At 67.9% G+C, this 18,432-nt stretch carries 16 protein-coding genes and 2 pseudogenes; 12 read left to right on the top strand and 6 right to left on the bottom strand.

Annotated elements, in window-relative coordinates; translation table 11 throughout:
* Positions 1-2: 2 nt before the first annotated feature.
* The 3 genes from BLV31_RS06610 to BLV31_RS06620 are packed head-to-tail and all read right to left on the bottom strand — an operon-like array spanning position 3 to position 4,143.
* A complete protein-coding gene (locus tag BLV31_RS06610; RefSeq protein WP_064062011.1) occupies positions 3-1,085 on the bottom strand; it encodes a glycosyltransferase family 4 protein in 1,083 nt (360 codons plus the stop codon).
* Positions 968-2,365: an O-antigen ligase family protein gene (locus tag BLV31_RS06615; RefSeq protein ID WP_139192937.1), complete on the bottom strand. Its 1,398-nt coding sequence runs from the start codon at positions 2,363-2,365 to the stop codon at positions 968-970. The genes BLV31_RS06610 and BLV31_RS06615 overlap by 118 nt, the downstream gene beginning before the upstream one ends.
* Positions 2,362-4,143 carry an alpha/beta fold hydrolase gene (locus BLV31_RS06620; protein WP_039584975.1) on the bottom strand — a complete coding sequence of 594 codons (1,782 nt, stop codon included), beginning with the start codon at positions 4,141-4,143 and terminating at the stop codon, positions 2,362-2,364. Before BLV31_RS06620 ends, BLV31_RS06615 begins: the two co-directional genes overlap by 4 nt.
* An 823-nt stretch (positions 4,144-4,966) precedes the next feature.
* On the opposite strand from BLV31_RS06620, the gene BLV31_RS25350 reads away from it, so the two are divergent.
* From BLV31_RS25350 to BLV31_RS06640, 4 genes and pseudogenes are all read left to right on the top strand, one after another.
* The gene (locus BLV31_RS25350; protein ID WP_248846320.1) at positions 4,967-5,437 is read left to right on the top strand and encodes a glycosyltransferase; all 471 of its coding nucleotides are present in this window, start codon (positions 4,967-4,969) and stop codon (positions 5,435-5,437) included.
* Positions 5,438-5,794: 357 nt separating this feature from the next.
* A complete protein-coding gene (locus BLV31_RS06630) occupies positions 5,795-7,315 on the top strand; it encodes a sugar transferase (RefSeq protein ID WP_039584973.1) in 1,521 nt (506 codons plus the stop codon).
* 93 nt (positions 7,316-7,408) lie between these two features.
* Positions 7,409-7,765: a DUF6098 family protein gene (locus BLV31_RS06635; RefSeq protein ID WP_437438432.1), complete on the top strand. Its 357-nt coding sequence runs from the start codon at positions 7,409-7,411 to the stop codon at positions 7,763-7,765.
* A pseudogene (locus tag BLV31_RS06640) lies at positions 7,747-7,932 on the top strand (YetF domain-containing protein); the annotation flags it as partial. The gene BLV31_RS06635 and the pseudogene BLV31_RS06640, both read left to right, overlap by 19 nt.
* A 24-nt stretch (positions 7,933-7,956) precedes the next feature.
* Here BLV31_RS06640 and BLV31_RS06645 read toward each other — a convergent pair.
* Entirely contained in the window at positions 7,957-8,349 is a 393-nt protein-coding gene (locus BLV31_RS06645) for a hemerythrin domain-containing protein (RefSeq protein ID WP_139192938.1), read from the bottom strand.
* 19 nt (positions 8,350-8,368) lie between these two features.
* Positions 8,369-8,521 carry a hypothetical protein gene (locus tag BLV31_RS24945; protein ID WP_019290944.1) on the bottom strand — a complete coding sequence of 51 codons (153 nt, stop codon included), beginning with the start codon at positions 8,519-8,521 and terminating at the stop codon, positions 8,369-8,371.
* Between the two features lie 148 nt (positions 8,522-8,669).
* On the opposite strand from BLV31_RS24945, the gene BLV31_RS06650 reads away from it, so the two are divergent.
* From BLV31_RS06650 to BLV31_RS06680, 7 genes and pseudogenes are all read left to right on the top strand, one after another.
* Entirely contained in the window at positions 8,670-8,867 is a 198-nt protein-coding gene (locus tag BLV31_RS06650; RefSeq protein WP_006552608.1) for a hypothetical protein, read from the top strand.
* Between the two features lie 50 nt (positions 8,868-8,917).
* Positions 8,918-9,145: a hypothetical protein gene (locus BLV31_RS06655; RefSeq protein WP_019290945.1), complete on the top strand. Its 228-nt coding sequence runs from the start codon at positions 8,918-8,920 to the stop codon at positions 9,143-9,145.
* Positions 9,146-9,149: 4 nt separating this feature from the next.
* Positions 9,150-10,148, top strand: coding sequence for a zinc-binding alcohol dehydrogenase family protein (locus tag BLV31_RS06660; RefSeq protein WP_039584970.1), 999 nt, complete (start codon positions 9,150-9,152; stop codon positions 10,146-10,148).
* Positions 10,149-10,320: 172 nt separating this feature from the next.
* Positions 10,321-10,734, top strand: coding sequence for an SPW repeat protein (locus BLV31_RS06665; RefSeq protein ID WP_024101985.1), 414 nt, complete (start codon positions 10,321-10,323; stop codon positions 10,732-10,734).
* 327 nt (positions 10,735-11,061) lie between these two features.
* Positions 11,062-11,232: pseudogene (locus BLV31_RS25355) on the top strand (ANTAR domain-containing protein); the annotation flags it as partial.
* Between the two features lie 217 nt (positions 11,233-11,449).
* Entirely contained in the window at positions 11,450-14,908 is a 3,459-nt protein-coding gene (locus BLV31_RS06675; protein ID WP_064062127.1) for an indolepyruvate ferredoxin oxidoreductase family protein, read from the top strand.
* Positions 14,909-14,943: 35 nt separating this feature from the next.
* Entirely contained in the window at positions 14,944-16,029 is a 1,086-nt protein-coding gene (locus BLV31_RS06680) for a Glu/Leu/Phe/Val family dehydrogenase (protein WP_039584967.1), read from the top strand.
* 90 nt (positions 16,030-16,119) lie between these two features.
* Here BLV31_RS06680 and BLV31_RS06685 read toward each other — a convergent pair whose 3' ends face one another.
* Positions 16,120-16,626: an Lrp/AsnC family transcriptional regulator gene (locus BLV31_RS06685; RefSeq protein ID WP_039584966.1), complete on the bottom strand. Its 507-nt coding sequence runs from the start codon at positions 16,624-16,626 to the stop codon at positions 16,120-16,122.
* Between the two features lie 219 nt (positions 16,627-16,845).
* Between BLV31_RS06685 and BLV31_RS06690 the strand changes: the two genes are divergently transcribed.
* The gene (locus BLV31_RS06690) at positions 16,846-18,381 is read left to right on the top strand and encodes an amino acid permease (RefSeq protein WP_039584965.1); all 1,536 of its coding nucleotides are present in this window, start codon (positions 16,846-16,848) and stop codon (positions 18,379-18,381) included.
* Positions 18,382-18,432: the final 51 nt, after the last annotated feature.

The following is an 18,432-nucleotide window of genomic DNA, read 5'->3' on the forward strand; positions in this document are numbered from 1 at the left end:
CGTCAGATTCTCAGGCCCGCGGAGCGGTAGGCATCGCGCGTGAGCTCGGCGGTGCGCGTCCATGTCGAGGTCGCGGCGACCTCGCGTCCACGGGTACGCAGCGTATCCGCGGTATCACGGTCGTGGACGACGACGCGCAGGGCCGCGGTCCACGAGGTCACGGTGTGTTCGGTGACGAGCAGCGCTCCGTCGTCGACGACGTCGGGCAGTGCACCGACAGCGCTCGTCACCACCGCCCCACCACACGCCATCGCCTCGAGCGGCGGTAACCCGAAACCCTCGTAGCGTGAGGCGTATGCGACGGCGGTCGCTGCGGCGTACAGCGCGGGAAGGTGTGCGGTGGGAACGTAACCGAGACCGATCGAACCGGCCGGTGCGTGGGGTCCGGTGGATCCGGCTCCGGCGAGCACCAGCGGGACGTCGAGGATACGGCACGCGTCGGCGACGAGCGCGACGTCCTTGCGGGGTTCGACGGTGCCGACCTGCAGGACGAACCGTTCGGGCAGCCGGTAGACCCGGTGGATGTCCCGCATCTCCTCGGGAGTGGGAGGTTTCGCCCACGCCGCGGGGGCGAGCGGGGTGACCGCCGCGTCGCGGCCGCACAGCGCGTGGAGACGTTCGGCGGTGAAGTTCGAGACCGCGACGAGCACGTCGGCCCGTCGCATGGCATCGCGCAGCAGTGCGCGCTCACCGGCGGCGCGGTACTTGCTGAACGCCCACGGGGTGTCGAAGACGGCGAGATCGTGGAACGTCGAGACGGTGACACCGGAACACAGGACGGGCAGGTCGACGTCGAGGCTGTGGAACAGGTCGACCCCGCGGACGGGCATCTTGGCGTACAGCATCCGCCGCACCCCGTCGGCGACCGGTCGTACCGACGGGGTCACGCGAGGGGGCAGTTCACCCACGGCATCGCACTGCACCGTCGCGCGCAGCGCAGCCGAGGGGAACAACGGGTCGAGCGCGGTCAGCAGCTCGCGGACGTAGGTCTGGACTCCACTGCCGGACGGACGGAGTGCGAGGGCGCCGAATCCGATGCGGTGAGCGAGCTTCGGTGAGGTGACCAGTGTTGCGTCAGTGCGCATCCGACAGTTCCTAACAGTAGCCAGAAATAGACGTCGAGAGGGAAGATCTCGAGATAGGTCGCCACGGTGGAGGCGACCGCCGCCGCGACGATCGTGCCGCTCACCCCGAGTGCGAGTGCGGCGTCCTGCCCGCTCAGCACCCGGGATGCACGCAGCGTCGAGACCGCGGCGCACACGAGTACGAGGACGAACAGCCACACGCCGATCGGGCCGAGTTCCACGGCGAGCTTCATGTAGTAGTTGTCGGGCTGATAGGGCATGAACCCGAACTGCACGGCCGCCGTGTACGACAGTTCCGACAGCATCGGGTTGCTCTGGGCCACCGTGTCGGCGGCAGCCGAGCCGGTCGCGCCGAGACCCTGCCCGAAGGGGTGCACCCACAGCGACGACAGGGTCTGCGACCAGCCGTCCCCGCGCTCACCGAGGCTCGACGAGGAGAACAGTGGAGCGAGAATCGAACTCGGCACGGCGAAGAGGACGAGCGGTGCGAGCGCCGCGGTGGCGCCGAAACCGAGGAGCAGGGTGCGGTAGCGGTGGACCGCCAGCCACAACAATGCGACGGCGAGACCGATGTAGCTGGCGCGCACGATCGTCACACCCATGCCCAGCACCATGATCGGTGTCGCGCACAGGAACAGTCTGTTGCGGAGCCGGTGCGGATCGGCGAAGGAGACCGAGCACCCCACGATCAGTCCGATCATCACGAACAGGCCGAAGGCGAAGGGTGTCGTGAACGTGCTGAAACTGCGCAGGATTCCGCCGCTGATGCGCAGATGCTCGTCCCAGCGGTAGCCGAGTTCGGCGAGTCGCTCACCGCCGATCACCTGTTGTGCGAGTCCGACGACGGCGGTGACGGCCGTCGTGCCCATGAGGATCGTCACCAGGTGGTCGCGGTCGCGGGCGTCGAACGGTGCACGCCACAGGATCACCGGGATGACGAGGTAGAAGTAGGTAATCTTGATGGCGATGATGCCGGCGAGCCCCGAGACGAGCAACGCCGACAGGACTCCGATTGCCACCCATGCGACCACGGCCGGCCACCACGGATAGGACGGTGCCGGCAGCCGCCGTCGGTGGGGGCTGACGAAGGTCGCGGCGAGGGTGAGGAGCAGCAGCCCCTCCTTCCACGGCGACAGTGATTCACCGCCGGGGACGATCGCGAGCAGGCCGTGGAACGGCGTGAGCGCGGCGATCGCCAGCAACCCGCGTTGGGGTCGTCGCCAGAGCAACACTCCCAGCACGAGCACGACCGGAACGGCGAGTATCAGCACAGGAGTCATGAGACGTACTCGTCTGCAGCGGGATCCGCGGTGCGGGACCCGAAACGGGAGAGCACGGTCGAGGTGACCGCCGTGCGGAGGAACTCGCGCCCGTCCCGCTGCCGACCGCTGTGCTCACCGACCTCGCTGGTGAGGATGTCCCCGGTGAAGCCCCGTCGGCGCAGGCGGCGAAGTCCTTCTTCTCCGCGCTGGGTCAGGAACCACCGGTGGTCCTCGGCGGACAGCACGACCGTGGTCGACACACCCGCGCGACGCAGTGCCTCCAACCCGACCTCGGGAACCTGGGTCACGCCGATTCGGCCCAGCAGCAGCCACAATGGATAGGGCAGGTACTTCTGCGCCCACGGTTTGATGCGGGCTCGCAGGGAGATCGTCTGCGGTTCCGCCGGGGTTGCGATCGCCGGAACATCGGGTGCGTTCGGACCGAGATCTGCGCGCAACGACTTCCGGCGGTGGGTGCACCACAGGATCACGTTCACGAGCACGGCGGAGTGTGCTGCACCCCGGAGGGTGACCCACGACGAGTACCACGCACCCGAACACAGGCCGATCACCACGAGGTCCTGCGGATCGATGCCGAGGGCGGCGACAGCATCGAGGGCGTCGCGGTCGGAGTCGTCGGAGTACAGCGGCGTGGGCGTCGCCCCGTGTGCCGTGCCGGTATCGCCGACCCCGGTCCGGTCGAACCGGATAGTGGAGATGCCGTGCGCGGCGAACTCGCGTGCGAGCTCGACCCAGAGACGACTCGGGCCGAGTCGGTGCTCGTAGGCGGTGCCGAAGAACAACACCGTCGGGATGGACCGGCGCGGGGCGCCGAACCTGTCGGTGCCGAACCCCTCGGTGCCGAACCCCTCGGTGTCGAACCATTCGGGGGCGACCCCGTGCGTGCGCAGCGCGAACATCTCGTTCGGGCCGAGATATTCGACGCTCTCGTGGATCGGGAGCCCGGAGTCGGTGGTCGCGACGACCGCGCGGCCGCACTCGGGGAAGTGGACCTCGCGGGTGGCGGCCGGCGCGTCCGCAACTACCCAATCGGCGATCCGGGTGAGCTGCTCGGTCGGGATCGCGGAGTGGAGTGTGCTGGGGGTGACGAAGGATTCGTGGGCGTCGAGGGAGAGCTCGTCACCGCCGAGTGCGGTGGCGAGCGCCGACACCGCGGCGGTCTCGCGGGCTGTGGGTCGGGTCGCGAGCAGGGTTCGTGTGCCGTTCAGCGACCTCGGATCGATCTTCAGGGCGCCGAGCGCGTCGGCAGCTTCGGGGGCGAGAACCCCGCCGACGATCGAAACCCGGGGGTCTTCGGGATCGTCGGCGCCGAGGGCGAGACGGTAGAGGGCGCGTTGTTCGCGCAACATCGCTCGGCCCGAGACGATCGGATCCCACAGCACGACGGCGTCGGCCGGTCCGCACTCGGGCAGTGCCGTCGCCGCGATCAGTGCGCCGGTGCGCAGTCCGACGACGGTGATGTGCTCGGCGCCGCTCGCGCGGGCCGTCTCCACTGCGGTGACGACGCTGCGCTGCCATGCCGCGACCGCGTCGGGCGAATCCTGATCGCCGGCCGAGTCTCCGGTGCCCGTGTAGTCGAAGCGCACTGCCGCCAGTCCCCGCTCGGCGAGTTGCTCGGCGAGAGCCTTGACGCCTCGATAGGTGTCGAGGTGTTCCTTGCCGAGGGGTGGGCACAGCACCACCGCGCCGCGCGCGCGGCGGTCGGCGGGAAGGTGGACGTGCCCGAGGATCGGGGACGCAGGGTCGCCGAACCACGACGCGTGTCGCACATCCACTCCGTGACCTCCACTGTCGAGGGGGTGAAAGAGGGGGTGATTTCCCGCCCCGTCTCGGACCCTGAATCTTCTTGCCGTTCGGACGCATTCGTATCGAGGGATTGTGCCGACCCGTTACCTCTCGGCGTCGGCAGGGTCATAAAGTACCCTCCCGATCGGCTCGGGGTCTTCGGAGGGATGGCTGTGCCTGGAATCTTGGTGCACGAATGGATCGCACGCGACGGAGGTTCGGAGAAGGTTCTCGACGAGTTCGTCCGCACCTTTCCCGACGCCGACGTCCTGTGCCTGTGGGACGACGCCGACCGGTATCCGGGGCGGACGGTGCACGAGAGCGGTCTGGCACGCACACCTCTGCGTAGGAGCAAGGCGCTGGCGTTGTCGGCCATGCCGTACGTCTGGCGTCGCCGACCCGGTTCGTACGACTTCGCCCTGGTCAGCTCGCATTGTTTCGCCCACCACGTGACCTTCCGGGGCGCACCGAGCGGGTTCGAGAAGTTCGTCTACGTACACACTCCGGCGCGCTACCTGTGGAATCCGGAACTCGACGATCGGGGTGCCTCGGCCGCGGTGCGGTGCGCGGCACCTCCGTTGCGTGCCCTCGATCGGCGTCGCGCGCGGGAGGGTGCACACTTCGCCGCGAACAGCGATTTCGTGCGTCGTCGCATCGAGCGGGCCTGGGGTGTCGAGGCGCGTGTGATCTTCCCTCCCGTCGAGACGGCCCGCATCTCGTCGGTGCCCGACTGGCGTGACGAACTGTCCGCCGCCGAATCCGCCCTGCTGGAGGGGCTTCCGGAGACCTTCGTGCTGGGGGGGGTCGAGGTTCGTGCCGTACAAGCGACTGGATTGGGTGATCCGGGCAGCCGACCTCGCCGGGGTGCCGGCGGTGATCGCGGGATCGGGGCCGGAGGAGGGCCGGCTGCGGCAGCTCGCCGACGAGGCGACGGTGCCGGTCCACGTGCTCGCTCGACCGTCGGACGCCCTGCTCTACGCGCTCTACCAGCAGGCCCACGTCTACGTCTTTCCTGCGGTGGAGGACTTCGGGATCATGCCCGTCGAGGCACGTGCGGCAGGGGCGCGTGTGGTCGTCAACGCGCTCGGAGGTGCTGGTGAGACGGTTGCCGAGGGGGTCGACGGGTTGTGTTTCCGCGAGGACAGGGTGGAGGCGGTCGCCGAGTGCATCGCCGCGATCGACGGTGTGCCGAAGGGCCGTAACGAGGCCGTCGCCGCGCTGTCCTCGGAGAACTTCCAGCAGCACATCCGCGACTGGGTCGGGGAGGGGATCGGAACGGCGTGACTCACATCATACTACCGACGAGTAGACGAACTCTTGTCGCCGGTTCGTCTCTGTTGTACCTTTCTCCCGGGTCGGGGGCCTGCTGATGGGGTTCGATGGGGGATCGTCATGGCTCACTGCCGCCGGCCGAGCTGCGTTCGTCGCCGCTTCATGAATGTGTTCTTTGCTGAAGTAACTACGCGCACAAGTAATTCGAGTTACGCGTAGCTTCTTCGCTTCAGGGTGGAATCACCCGCGTCACTGTGATCCGTTGCACTGAAACAGGATTCGCGTTCCTTCGAGAAAACGGACATAATCACCGAATCGTTCATCTGGCTGTCGGGGCCACTTCGCGTGGAGTAGGCAAGCAGGAGAAGTATGGGGATCGGACCCGAGTTGGCGCGCCGCAACGCGCCGACCCACGACATGAGCGACGGTCACGGAAGTGTCCCGCGCAGACAATGGCAGCGCACCTATCTCCGGTCGCTGGCGATCACCGACACGACGATCGTCGTCACGACAGTCGTCCTGGCGCAGGGGGCCGGGACGATGATCGGTGGACCGGTCGACCCGGGGTCCTCGGTGACCCGGGGACTCGCCTCGGCGATCGTGGTGGCCGGCCTGTGGCTTGCGATTCTGGCACTCAACGGAACTCGCAAGAAGCCGATCGTGGGCAGCGGCGAGGAGGAGTACCGGCTCGTCACGAGGGCGACCCTGCAGACCTTCGGTCTGCTCGCGATCGCCTCGTTCCTCGTCGACTCGTTCGCCACCGACCTCGACACGATCCGGGTCTACGTGTTGCTGGCCATGCCGGTCGGCCTGGTCGTTCTGCCGCTCGGACGTCGATGGTGCCGTCGTTCGATCGAACGCCGGCGTGTGCGGGGCGAGTTCCGGACCTCGGTGCTCGTCGTCGGCTCCGAACGCGCGGTGGATGCGATGGTCGGATCGTTCGTCCGCGACACCTCGGCCGGATACCGCGTCGTCGGTGTGTGCACCACCGGGTACACGGGGGAGAGCGGGCGCACCATCACCGTCGCCGGACAGGAGATCCCGGTACTCGGTGCGGAAACCGACGTGATCAACGCCGTCAAGCTCTCCGGCGCCGACACCGTCGCGATCGCTGCCGGAACGCACTGGGGGAACGGTGATATCGGCGAGCTCGCATGGGAACTCGAGCCGTATCGCGTCGATCTCGTGGTGGCTCCCGGCGTCACCGACATCGCCCTGCCGCGACTGTCGATGCATCCCGTGGGTGGGTTGCCGTTCGTGCACGTCGAGGAGCCGCAGTACCGCGGGTCGCATCGGATCGCCAAGACGACCTTCGACCTCGTGTGCGCGGTCCTCGCCCTCACGATCGCGGCGCCGGTCATGCTTGTGGTCGCCGCGCTGATCAAACTCCAGGACGGCGGTCCGGTCTTCTATCGGCAGGAACGCGTCGGCCTGGGCGGCACCGTCTTCCGGATGTGGAAGTTCCGATCGATGGTCGTCGATGCCGACCGGATGGTCGATACGGTCCGCGCGCAGACCGGTCAGGAGGACGCGACCTTCTACAAGTCGGCCCGCGACCCGCGGATCACGCCGGTGGGACGGTTCATCCGCCGCACCAGCATCGACGAACTGCCACAGCTGTTCAACGTCCTCGCCCGCGACATGAGTCTCGTGGGGCCGCGTCCCCTCGCGGTGGGTGAGGGCGAGAAGATCCCGGGCTTCGTTCCGCGCCGCATCCTGGTGCGACCCGGCATGACGGGATTGTGGCAGGTCTCCGGGCGATCCGATCTGTCCGAGGCCGACCGCATCCGCCTCGATCTGTTCTATGTGGCGAACTGGTCGATGGTGCAGGATCTGCTCATCGTCGTGAAGACGGTGCGCGCGGTGCTCGCGAGCGACGGCGCCTACTGACCCGACCGCAGTGCGGGGTTTCGTAGCCGGTGGGCAGGGAACCCTTCGACTTCGCCCTGGGATCTGCAGGAGGAGTCGAAGGTGAACACGTCCGTGCGGGGTTTCCAACCCGATCCCGACGACATCCCGCTGATCACCTCGCTCGACCAGCTCGCCGACCTCGCGACGGATCCGCTGCTCTACCTGCGGTATTCGAAGGGTCCGGCGGCGGATGCCGAGGACGGGCCGAGCCGCGATCGCGAGGCGAACGTGACCCTGCCCGGGCTCGTCGCCACCACCCTCGCTCCGGAGCCGTGGTGGCGCCGGCCCGTCAAGGACTGGGTCGCCCGCCGTGTCTGCACGTGCACCGGGTTCGGCGACGAGGACGGTCGGTTCGTCTGGATCCTCACGGGCAGGATGGTCGGGCGCGGTCCCGGCCACGAACCGTTGCTCCCGACCTGCAGAACCTGAAACGGGGACGTCTGTCCCTCGACGACCTCATGGCCGCCGCGCGTCAACAGGGCATCCGGCGGTTCGCCGACATCGACCTCGCGGTGCTCGAGACGAAAGGGAGGATCTCCTTCTTCTCCCGGACGAGCGCTCAGGACGGCGCGCCGGAGGAACCCGACCCGGCGTGACGGGGTGCCGCGCCGTCCTGACGCTCAGTTATTGCGTCCGGTCAGTGCGTCGCGCAGTCGGTCCACCATGCCGACCCCCGGTCCGACGGTCTTGTGGAACAGTTCGGAATGCGGCACGGACGAATGCGGCCGGGTCGGGGCCAGCTTCTTGGCGGCCTGTACCTTGGTGCCGACCTCCACGAGGGTGTCCTGCCCGAGATGCGTCCTCAACGCCGGGAACTGGTCGGATTCTTCGTCGTTCGCGTGGTGGCGCAGAAGATCCTGCAACTTCTTCACCAACGTCGTGAACTCCGCACTCGATGCTCCCGCGCCCTCGAGTTGCTTCATCACCTGCACGATCTCGTCGTGCTCCTCCTTGTCGAGTTCAACGGCTTCCGTGCCGCCGGAATTCGGTCCCTCGTGGGCGGTTTCGGTCATCGATGTCTTCTTCGAACGGTCAGGATCGTCCGGTATCGCCGGTCTCGTCCGGTTCGTCCTCGCCCTCCGCCTGGTCGGGCTGCTGCGGAGCCTTGGAGAGGAGGTTGTCGGGATCGGCGTCGGGATCTTCGGCTGCGTCGTACGGATCGGCAGAACCGTCTGTGCTGCTCATGTACCAAGGGGTTCACCACTACCGGCGAGGGCAAACACTCCGGCGACCGACGGGGATTCGCATCCTGCCGGGGTAGGTGGTTCGGGGAGCCGGGCGGGGGTAGTCCTAGGGAGACCGCCTTTCACCGAGAAATGTTCGGAGGAAGATCATGACCGGACCGCACGACACTCCCGATCTCGACGACGTGATCGACCCGACCGAGTCCGCGCCCAAGGATCGGCGCGAGCACGGCAAGTCGCCGGACCGCGTCGACGACGACTATCTCGAGTACCGCACGGAGCAGGAACGCATTGCCGCCGGCGTCGAGGACTACGACCCCGACCACGTCCCACCCGCAACCGAGTAGCCGCTGCGTTACAGACGGATTCTCGGCGAACCATCGGAAGGAGCAGAGAGATGGAACGAGGGAGCGACAAGCACGGTCCGAAGAAGGACGACGCGCTCGCAGAGGAAACCGAAGGAATGATCCGCGCCAACCGTCCGACCCGCGCCGACGAGGCACGCGATCCGGAGCCGCCGGCCGACGACGATCCGGATGTGCGGCCCTGGCACACCGAAGGTCCGGGCGGCGGAGCTTCGGAGGGCGGGGGTCCGGAGGGCGGGGGTCCGGCGGGCTCTGCCTGAGTCGATGCGAGCGTGGCGCGTGGTGGAGCCCGGCCCCGTCGCCGGTCACCCTTTGCGGTTCGAATCCGTCCCGCTTCCCGAGACCGGACCGAACGATCTTCTGGTGCGCGTGCTGGCGTGCGGTGTGTGCCGCACCGACCTGCACGTCGCCGAGGGCGATCTCCCCGTCCACCGGGCGGGTGTCGTCCCGGGGCACGAGGTGGTCGGGGTGGTCCATCGAGTGGGGGAGGCGGTCGAAGGGTTCGCCGACGGCGACCGCGTCGGCGTGGCCTGGCTGCGTTCGACCTGTGGGCAGTGCCGCTACTGTCGTCGTGGCGACGAGAACCTGTGTCCGGATTCGAGATACACCGGTTGGGACGAGGACGGCGGGTACGCCGAGTTCGTCGCCGTACCGGCGGCGTACGCCCTCCCGCTGCCCGACGGATACGAGGACGTCGAACTCGCTCCGCTCCTCTGTGCCGGCATCATCGGCTACCGCGCGCTGAAGCGCGCCTCGGTTCCCGACGGCGGGAGGCTCGGCATCTACGGCTTCGGCGGCAGCGCCCACATCGCGGCGCAGGTCGCCCTGGCGCGAGGTGCCGAGGTGCACGTCATGACGAGGAGCGAGGATGCGCGGAATCTCGCTCGCGAACTCGGGGCCGCGTCGGTGCAGGGCGCCGCGGACGCACCACCGGTGCCCCTTGACGCCGCCATCCTCTTCGCACCCGTCGGCGACCTCGTGCCGCCTGCACTCGAAGCACTCGACCGCGGCGGCATCCTCTCGATCGCCGGCATCCACCTGACCGACGTTCCGCAGCTGAACTACCAGCGGCACCTGTTCTACGAGCGCGAGATCCGGTCGGTGACCGCCAATACCCGTAAGGATTCCCGGGAGTTCCTCGCGTTCGCCGGGCAGCACCGCATCAGGGTCGCGACGATGCGATACGGGCTGGACGACGCCGATCGCGCGCTGGCGGATCTCGCCGGCGACCGCGTGCGCGGCGCTGCCGTCCTCGTCCCCTGATGGTCCGGATCGATACGGTGCGCTCCGCCCGAGATCACCAAGTCGGGACTTTCTACCCTACGGGAACATCCCGCCCGGGACGACGATAATAGTGTCGGACCCAGGAGGGCCCCTCGGACTTCTCACCCACGAGGAGATGAGGACAATGTCGACATCATCGGCTCATTCTGCAATGCACACCCATCCCGACATCGTCGAGATGCGCGAACGCTACGACCGGATGGGCGAACAGCCCACAGTCCAGGTCACCGACGGATTGATGATGGTTGCCGGTCTGTACGCGGCGGCATCCGCCTGGATCATCGGCTTCGCCGATCAGACGGCACTCGCCACCACCAATCTGATCTGCGGCCTCGCGGTCGCACTGCTCGCCATGGCGCTCGGTTCGGCCTACGGCCGCACCCACGGCCTGGCGTTCGTCGCGCCGCTGCTCGGTCTGTGGTTGTTCGTCTCGCCGTGGCTGGTCAGCGGAGTAGATACCAGTACGTCCATGATCTGGTCCCACGTCATCGTGGGTGCGATCGTGTTCGTCCTGGGCGTGGCCGCGGCTGCGATGGGAACCGGCCTGATGGACCGTTCGCGTTGACGGTGCAGTAGCCCGGGATGCAGTAACCCGGGTATACGGGACCCGGACGGTGCTGCCGGCTGCATGTCTGAACCGGCAGCACCTCACCGGGTGCGGCGTCCGGACACCGATTCCGGCTACCGAGGGCAATACCCCTCGGTCGAACGCTGCAACCCTGTCGCCGTTTCGCTGCCACGATGCAGTATGCACACCGGTGAAGGCCGCGGCGCTCGTAGTGCGAACTCGGTGAGGTTCGAACGACAATTGCGAGAATCCATCGAGGAACTCGCTCGTGAGATGCACGACGACCGATGGCCCGCGTTCGCTTCCCGAGCGGCCCGTCTGGGTGCTTCGAGGGATGTCATCGGGCAGGCGAAGGGCGTTCTCATGGAACGCTTCGGCCTCGACGCGGAGAGCGCATTCGAAATGCTGCGCAGGTTGTCCCAGGAGCGCAACCAACTCGTGCGCGACCTTGCCGTCGAGGTGGTCGAGACCGCCCGACCTCCGCGTGAACGGTAGAGCGAATCCTCCCCAGGCGGATGCGCCGGATCGCCCGGAACTGAGCACCGTGCGCATCCATTCAGTGTGTCGTGCATCACATCTGATCAAAATGATGCGCTGGAAAATCTTATGTTGACGAGTTCGCCTAGCTCAATCAACTATTGCTGTACCAAATGACGCGATCGAAGTGGCGCAGACACAATCGGACGCCGCGACGAAGGACGGGTGGTACGCAATGACCGAGACCGTAATCCGGGAGAGCGAACGACTTCCCTACGACCTCGACGACCGATATCGCTCGGGCTCCGGCACCGTGCTGCTCACCGGCGTGCAGGCCATCGCCCGGCTGTTCGTCGAACAGCAGGTACGGGCCATGCGGGACGGTCGCCGGGTGGCGACTTTCGTCTCCGGATATCAGGGCAGCCCCCTCGGTGGTCTCGACAAGATGCTCCACGGCATGCCGAAGGTCCTCGCCGAGCACGACATCACCTTCGTGCCCGGATTCAACGAGGAACTCGCCGCCACCGCGGTGTGGGGCAGCCAGGGACAGCTCGGCGCCGGCACACCGACTCACGACGGCGTCGTCGGTGTCTGGTACGGCAAGGGCCCCGGCCTCGACCGCGCCACCGACGCGCTGCGTCACGCCAACATGTACGGCGTGAACCCGAACGGCGGCGTGCTGCTCATGGTGGGTGACGACCCCGCGTCGAAGTCGTCGACCGTGCCCGCCGTCAGCGAGCGATCCCTCGCCGCCCTCGGCATCCCGGTCCTGTTCCCGCGCAACGCCGCCGAGATCGTCACGATGGGCCTGCACGGCGTCGCGCTGTCGCGTGCCTCGGGCTGCCTCGTCGCCCTCAAGATCGTCGCGGACGTCGCCGACGGCGCCTGGTCCGTCGACGGCTCCATCTCCGACCTGCCCATCGCGGTCCCCGAGATCGAATGGGAAGGACGGCCGTTCGTCTACAAGCAGCGCCCCATGGCCGCGCCCGGCGACAGCGTCATCGCCGAGGCCGACCTCTACGGCCCGCGCTGGAAGATCGTCCAGGAATACGGCCGCCTCAACGGCCTCGACGTGATCGAGGTCGACCCGCCGCAGGCCCGCGTCGGCCTCGCCGCCACCGGCACCACCTTCGACGCCCTGCGCCAGACCCTGCTCGACCTCGGTGTCGACGACGCCGCGCTGCACCGCGCCGGCATCCGCCTGCTGCGCATCGGCATGCCGTACCCCATCGGTACCGAGATCGTCCGCGAATTCGCCCGCGGCCTCGACGAACTGATCGTGGTCGAGGACAAGACCGCCTTCGTCGAGACCCAGATCCGCGAGATCCTCTACGGCACCGCGAACGCCCCGCAGATCGTCGGCAAGAAGGACGCCGACGGCCGCCCGCTCGTGCCGGTTGACGGTGAGCTCACCGCCGGTCGCCTGCGCGGCCCGCTGCGTCGCGTGCTCCGCGGCCACGTCGAACTCGGCCCCGCACCGCTGCCGCAGTTGTCGCTCGAGGTGCTGTCGACCCAGCGCACCCCCTACTTCTGCAGCGGCTGCCCGCACAACCGATCCACCGCACTGCCGGAGGGTTCGATCGGCGGCGGCGGCATCGGCTGTCACACCCTCGTCACCCTGTCCGGCCGCAAGGACAGCGCCGTCACCGGCCTGACCCAGATGGGTGGCGAAGGTGCGCAGTGGATCGGCCAGGCGCCGTTCACCGACATCGGCCACATGTTCCAGAACCTCGGCGACGGAACCTACTTCCACTCCGGTCAGCTCGCCGTCCAGGCGTGCGTCGCCGCCGGCGTGAACATCACCTTCAAGCTGCTCTACAACGACGTCGTGGCGATGACCGGCGCGCAGGACGCCGAAGGCGCCCTGAAGATCCCGGCGCTGACCCACAAGCTCACCACCGAGGGTGTCCGCAAGATCATCGTCTGCTCCGACGAACCGAAGCGCCTCCGCAAGCGCACCCTTGCCCGCGGCACCGAGGTCTGGCATCGCGACCGGCTCGACGAGGCGCAGAAGCTGCTGCGCGAGATCGAGGGCGTCACCGTGCTCATCTACGACCAGCACTGCGCCGCCGACGCGCGCCGTCAGCGCAAGCGTGGCACCCTGCCCGCCCGCACGACCCGCGTCGTCATCAACGAAGCGGTGTGCGAGGGCTGCGGCGACTGCGGCGTCAAGAGCAACTGCCTGTCGGTGCAGCCGGTCGACACCGAATTCGGTTCGAAGACCCGCATCGATCAGACCTCCTGCAACACCGACTACTCGTGCCTCGACGGCGACTGCCCGTCCTTCGTGACCGTCGAGACGTCGCCGGAGAAGCCCAAGCGCCGCAAGGCTCCGACCCCGCCGCGCATCCCGGACGCCGCCATCGTCACCTCGAAGGGCACCCGCAACGTCTTCCTCGCGGGCATCGGCGGCACCGGCATCGTCACCGTCAACCAGGTGCTCGCCACGGCCGCGCTACGCGCCGGATTCGAGGTCGAGTCGCTCGACCAGATCGGCATGAGCCAGAAAGCCGGCCCGGTGGTCTCCCACCTGCGCTTCGCCGCCGACGGACTCGAGCCCGGCAACCGCGTCGGCCCGGGCGGTGCGACCGCTCTGCTCGCGCTCGACCTGCTCACCGCGACCGAGCCGAAGAACCTCGCCTACGCGAACCGTGAGGAGACCGTGGCAGTCGCGTCGACGAGCCGCGTCCCCACCGGCGACATGGTCTACGACCGCTCTGTCCGGCACCCCGACGAGCACGACCTGCTCGCCCGCCTCGACACCGCGACCCGCACGACCGTCTCGTTCGACGCCCTCGCCGCAGCCCAGGCGCTGTTCGGTGAGACCTCGGCCGCGAACTTCCTCGTCGTGGGCGCCGCCCATCAGCTCGGCGGACTCGAGATCCCCGCCGACGCCATCGAGGAGGCCATCGAGATCAACGGTGTGGCCGTCGCGACCAACATCGCCGCCTTCCGCTGGGGCCGGGTGGCCGTCGCGGATCCCGCGGCCTTCGCCGCCGCGACCGAACCGGCCCGCCCGGAGCGCGTTGCCACCGTCGCGCCGGAGCGTCTGTTCGCCGGCACCACCTTCACGGGTGAGGTCGAGCGGCTCGTGCGGATCCGCGCCGCGTCGCTGATCGACTTCCAGAGCGAAGCCCTCGCCGCCCGCTACATCGCGCAGGTGCAGGCAGCCTGGGAGGCCGAGCGCCGCGTCACGAACCGCACGGACTTCAGCGAGGCCGTCGCCCGCGGACTGTTCAAGTTCACCGCCTACAAGGACGAGTACGAGGTCGCCCGCATGCTCGTCGACCCGGCCTTCCTCGACGAGGTGCAGGGCCAGGTCCCCGGTGGGCGCAAGCTCACCTACCGCCTGCACCCGCCGGCGCTGCGCGCACTCGGCCGTGAGAAGAAGGTCGGCTTCGGACCGAAATCGCATGTCGCGCTGAAGGCTCTGGCCAAGGCGAAGCGTCTGCGCGGCACGAAGCTCGATCCCTTCGGCTACGCCCACGTCCGCCGCGTCGAGCGTGCTCTGCTCGCCCACTACACCGCCACGATCCAGCGGCTCGCCGCCGATCTGGACGTCGACTCCTACGACCGCGCCGCCGAGATCGCGGCCCTGCCCGACATGGTGCGCGGCTACGAGGACGTCAAGCTCCGCTCCGTCGAGCAGTACCGGGCCCGCCTCGCCGAGCTCGGCATCGACACCGACTTCTGAAGCACGAACACCCTCTGCTGCAAAGGAACCCACCGATGACCACCTCTGCCCTCGACCTCCCCGAGTTCACCACGTCCGACGGCGTGTTCGGCCGCTCGGCCCGCCTGACCGACCGTCCGCACGAGCAGGTCGTCTTCCATCACGACGCGGCCACCGGCTTGCGCGCCATCGTCGCGATCCACTCCACCGCACTCGGACCCGCCCTCGGCGGCACCCGCTTCTACCCCTACGCGGACGAGATGTCGGCACTCGAGGACGTGCTGCGACTGTCGTGGGGCATGACCTACAAGGCCGCGGTGTCCGGTGTGAACCTCGGTGGCGGCAAGGCCGTCATCATCGGTGATCCGAAGATGGACAAGAACGACGAACTGCTCGCCGCCTACGGACGATTCGTCGAGTCACTCGGTGGTCGCTACATCACCGCCGCCGACGTGGGAACCCGCGCGGAGGACCTCGACGTGGTGGGCCGGCACACCGCCCACGCCGTGGGGCGCACCGTCGCCGCCGGCGGATCCGGCGACAGCTCGCCGCTGACCGCGCTCGGTGTCTTCCAGGCCATGCGTGCCGGCGCTCGGACGGTCTGGGGCGAAACGACTCTCGCGGGTCGCAGGGTCGGTGTCGAGGGTCTCGGCAAGGTCGGCTACGAACTCGTGAAGCTGCTCGTCGCCGACGGTGCCGAGGTGATCGTCTCCGACGTGAACCCCGCCGCGGTCGCCCGCGTGGTCGACGAGTTCCCGGCGCAGGTCACCGACAACGTCGTCGCCTCGTCCGCCGACGTCTACGCCCCGTGCGCTCTCGGCGGCACGCTGACCTCGACCACCGCTGCCCACCTCGACGCACGTCTCGTGTGCGGTGCGGCCAACAACCAGCTCGCGCAGCCCGAGGTGGAGGGCCTGCTGGGCAAGCGCGGAATCGTCTGGGTACCCGACTATGTCGCGAACGCGGGCGGACTGATCCAGGTCGCCGGCGAGGTCGACGGATCCGCCGCCGACGTCGTCCGCACACGAGTGGAGTCGATCTTCGAGCGCACCGCCGAGATCTTCGACGTCTCCAGCACTCTCGGCGTCACGCCGGGCGCAGCGGCCAACCGGATCGCCGAGCGCCGCATCGATACTGCCTGATCCGCACAGGGGAACTGATCCGCACAGGGGAACTGATCCGCACAGGGGAACAAGGGGAGGCGCCGCGAGGTGCCTCCCCTTCTCGTGTCTTCAGGAGTTTCCGGCCGACGAGGAACGCCCGTGCCCCGCATTGCGGGTGATGTGCTCGACGAGTGGCTGCGTCCGGTACTCGATCGGCGTGGTGAGCGCGAGCGTCGTGGTGGTGTGCGCGACGCCCTCGATGGCGTGGAGCCGTTCGAGGACCAACAGGAGGTCCTCCTGGGACTGCGCCGCCATCCGGATCAGGAGATCCTCCCGGCCCGTTGTCGCGTGGACTTCCAATACCTCTGGGAATCGGCCTAATTGGGCGATCACATGCCCCATCTGTGCCTGGACGAGCTCGGCGCCGATGAACGCCTGCAGCGGCACACCCAGCTTCGGCAGGTCGACGACCGGTCGGTATCCGGTGACGGCACCGGACTCCTCGAGTTTTCTGAGGCGCGACTGCACGGTGTTGCGGGCGATGCCGAGCTTCGCCGACAGGTCGACGATTCCTGCCCGGGGGTTGTGCGTGAGCTCTCCGAGGAGAGCTGCGTCGAGCCGGTCGAGACTGAACACGATGACACCCTTTCCGTTGTGATGCGCGTCACCACTCGAGCATAATGCTCAGCCGAACAGAAAGATATTGACACTTCACGAGCCAGTGCCATGATTGCTACATCAAATGCTCACGCAAACACTGCTTGCTGCAACGTAATGCGCGCGAAGTGAGCGACATGCCTACCCCTCGCCCGGACCGGGCGTGGCGGGCGCCGCAATCACCCCGAGGAGCACACAATGCCCGGAGTCGGCATCTGGCGGACCAAATCCGTCGAACAGTCGATCGCGGATACCGATGAACCCGGTTCGCGGCTACGACGAGAACTGACCGCCAAGGATCTGACCGTGTTCGGCGTCGCCGTCGTGGTCGGAGCCGGAATCTTCACCCTCACCGCCCGCACCGCCGGCAATCTCGCCGGACCGTCCATCTCGCTGGCGTTCGTCCTCGCCGCGATCGCGTGCGGTCTCGCCGCACTGTGTTACGCGGAGTTCGCCTCTGCGGTACCGGTCGCCGGCAGCGCCTACACCTTCTCCTACGCCACCTTCGGTGAGTTCGTCGCCTGGATCATCGGATGGGACCTGATCCTCGAGTTCGCCCTCGCCTCCGCGGTCGTCGCCAAGGGATGGTCGATGTATCTCGGGGGCATGTTCGGCGGGAACGCGTCGATCGACCTCGGACCGATCACGGTCGACTGGGGGTCGCTGCTCATCGTCGGCGCCATCACGATCATCCTCGCGATCGGCACCAAGGTCTCGTCGCGGGTCTCCGCCGTCGTCACCGCCATCAAGGTCGCGGTGGTCCTGCTCGTCATCGTCGTCGGCATCTTCTACATCGACAAGTCCAACTACTCGCCGTACGTCCCGCAGGCCGAAGAGGCGGAGAGCGCCGCATCCGGTCTGCATCAGTCGCTGTTCTCGGCGCTCACCGGCGCGGGCGGCAGCACCTACGGCTGGTACGGCCTCCTCGCCGCAGCGAGCCTGGTCTTCTTCGCCTTCATCGGCTTCGACGTCGTCGCCACCACCGCCGAGGAGACCAAGAACCCCCAGAAGGCCCTGCCCCGCGGCATCTTCGGTTCGCTGGCGATCGTCACCGTCCTCTACGTCGGCGTCACGCTCGTGCTCACCGGCATGGTGAAGTACACCGACCTGCGCACCGGCAGCGAGCTGGTCGGTGACGGCAGTGCCACGCTGGCCACGGCCTTCGAGGCACACGGCATCACCTGGGCGCAGATGGCCATCAATATCGGTGGCCTCGCCGGCCTCACCACCGTCGTGATGGTGATGATGCTCGGCCAGACCCGCGTGCTGTTCGCGATGTCCCGCGACGGACTCGTCACCCGCAAGCTCGCCGTCACGAACCACAAGGGTGTGCCCGTGCGCATCACCCTGATGGTCGGTGGTGTCGTGGCCGTCCTCGCCGCGGTGTTCCCGATGGGTGTGCTCGAGGAGATGGTCAACATCGGCACGCTGTTCGCCTTCGTCCTGGTCTGCGTCGGCGTGATGGTGCTCCGCCGTACCCGCCCCGACCTGCCCCGTGGATTCCGGGTGCCGCTCGTGCCGCTGGTCCCGATCCTCGCGGTCCTCGCCTGCGGCTGGCTCATGCTCAACCTCTCGGTCGAGACGTGGATCCGCTTCACCGTCTGGATGGTCCTGGGAGTGGCGATCTACTTCGTCTACGGTCGCCGCAAGTCGGTGCTCGGACAACGCCTGAAGCTCGAGGCCGCGCAGCAGGAAGCCGCGAAGCACGAAGCGAGGGAACCTGAACCGGTATAGATCCGTCGTCCACGAGCCCGCCCGCACCGAATCGGTGTGGGCGGGGCTCGT

Origin of the sequence: Rhodococcus pyridinivorans, from assembly GCF_900105195.1 — a bacterium.
GTDB lineage: Bacteria > Actinomycetota > Actinomycetes > Mycobacteriales > Mycobacteriaceae > Rhodococcus > Rhodococcus pyridinivorans.